The 2,348-nt window shown below is 46.3% G+C and carries 2 protein-coding genes; both read right to left on the reverse strand.

The window, feature by feature from the left end:
* Nucleotides 1–1,588, reverse strand: a 1,588-nt coding sequence (locus RMO52_RS16625) for a 2-isopropylmalate synthase (RefSeq protein ID WP_310416360.1), incomplete at its 3' end; no start/stop codon positions are given.
* 219 nt (nucleotides 1,589–1,807) lie between these two features.
* A complete protein-coding gene (locus tag RMO52_RS16630) occupies nucleotides 1,808–2,329 on the reverse strand; it encodes an NYN domain-containing protein (protein ID WP_309733960.1) in 522 nt (173 codons plus the stop codon).
* Between the last annotated feature and the right edge of the window lie 19 nt (nucleotides 2,330–2,348).

The following is a 2,348-nucleotide window of genomic DNA, read 5'->3' on the forward strand; positions in this document are numbered from 1 at the left end:
TAGCTGCTTCTTCTAACTTAGTTTTGGCAGCATACAGACGATTGAGCGCATTGATGTAGGCTTGCGCGGAAGCAACAATGATATCGGTATTCGCAGCATAACCGGAGTAAGTATAGTCCTGGTATTTGAGGCGAATTGTCACTTCTCCGATGGCGTCAATGCCCGCTGTGACCGATTGAACGGAGAATTCAATCAATTGGTTGGGCACGTCGATGACGCGGTTAATCGCCTTGTAGATGGCATCTACGGGGCCAGTGCCGATCGCGGCGTCGGTCAATTCTTCACCATTGGGCATTCTGATGGTAACAGTTGCGGTGGGTTGAGCGCGATCGCCGCAAGCGACTTGGACGCGATCGAGGATAAAGATTTCGGGACTTTGTTTGATTTCGTCGTTGACAATTGCTTCTAAGTCTCGATCGGTAATTTCTTTTTTCTTGTCGGCGACATCTTTAAATCTCAGGAAGGCTTTATTAAGATCGTTCTCTGATAATTCGATGCCTAGTTCCGACAAGCGGGTGCGGAAGGCGTTCCGACCGGACAATTTGCCTAGTGTAATCAGGTTATCAGTCAACCCGATCGATCGGGCGTCCATGATTTCGTAGGTGAGTTTATTTTTCAAAACTCCATCTTGGTGGATTCCCGATTCGTGGGCAAAAGCATTAGCACCGACGATCGCTTTATTGGGTTGGACGATCATCCCTGTTAGGCTGGAAACTAAGCGAGAAGTTTTGTAAATTTGGCGGGTATCGATATTAGTTAATGACGCAGCCGAATCGACGGGACGACCTAAGAACGGGTTAAAGTACTGACGGCGCACATGTAGAGCCATTACTAGCTCTTCTAATGAGGCATTCCCAGCGCGTTCGCCGATGCCGTTAATCGTACATTCTAGTTGCCGCGCGCCATTTTTGACTGCTTCTAAGAAGTTCGCAACCGCCAAACCCAGATCGTCGTGTCCGTGAACGGAAATAATCGCCCGATCGATATTCGGGACATTCTCTTTAATCCCTTTAATTAACGCCCCAAATTCAGCGGGAGTTGTGTAGCCGACGGTATCGGGAATATTTACTGTCGTCGCACCATTGGCGATCGCCCGTTCTAATACTGTATACAAAAATTCTGGATCGCTGCGTCCGGCATCTTCCGGCGAAAACTCGACATCATCGACGAATGTTTTGGCATAAGCGACCATTTCGCCAGCGATTTGCAAAACTTCTGGGCGCGTCTTTTTGAGTTTGTATTCTAGGTGGATATCGGATGTCGCAATAAATGTATGAATCCGCGATTTAGCCGCAGGTTTGAGAGCTTCAGCGGCGGCTTTAATATCTTTTTCGCTGGCGCGTGCCAAACCGCAAATAATCGGCCCCGATGGCGTCCCTACTAAATCGGCAATCTGTTGGACTGCTTCAAAGTCGCCCCGACTGGAAAAGGGAAATCCTGCTTCAATGACATCGACACCCAAGCGGGCTAATTGACGCGCGATCGTTAGTTTTTCGTCGGCATTTAAGGTCGCGCCTGGAGATTGTTCGCCATCGCGCAGGGTCGTATCAAAAATAATTACGCGATCCGTTTCTGGTTGCTGAGTCATGATGTTAGTTACCTAAAAATAATAATGTGAGGAGTTACTAATCGAGCTACTAGATCCCCGACTTATTTGAAGAAGTCGGGAATCTGTGCTAACGACATTTTTAAGGTGACAGATTTACTTAAGAAGATCTTTCTGTCACCTAAATAAGCACTAGTAACTCCAATAAAGTGAATTGCATTATTATTTTTGGCTTTCGTTCTAACACTTGAATTGGTTCTCCTATAAAGAATCAACTTTCTCGATTCGATCGCGGATATCGTTGAGATCGATATAGCGGTCGGTGACATTCCTTAGTTCTCTAGCAATCATCCCCTCGGTGGAGATCACGGTGATATGGGTGTTCTTCGATCGAAGTAACTCGATCGCGCGCTCGAAATCCCCGTCGCCACTAAATAGTACCACTCGATTGTACTGATCTACAGTATTAAACATATCGACCACAATTTCAATATCCAAATTCGCCTTTTGGGAGTAGCGACCAGAAGTATCATCGTAATACTCTTTGAGGATTTTGGTACGAACTGTATAGCCCAGACTGATCAGCGCGTCGCGAAACCCGCGTTGATCTTGAGCGTCTTTGAGTCCAGTATACCAAAAAGCGTTAATGAGCATTAACTCCGGTTCTTTCGTAAAGTACTCCAGCACGCGCCGAGGATCGAAAAACCACCCATTTTTTTGTTGGGCATAAAACATATTATTGCCGTCCACAAAGATGGAAAGACGGTTAGCAGCAGAAAACATTATAAATAGTACCTAGTTA

Origin of the sequence: Chamaesiphon sp. OTE_8_metabat_110 (assembly GCF_031382685.1) — a bacterium.
Lineage (GTDB): Bacteria > Cyanobacteriota > Cyanobacteriia > Cyanobacteriales > Chamaesiphonaceae > Chamaesiphon.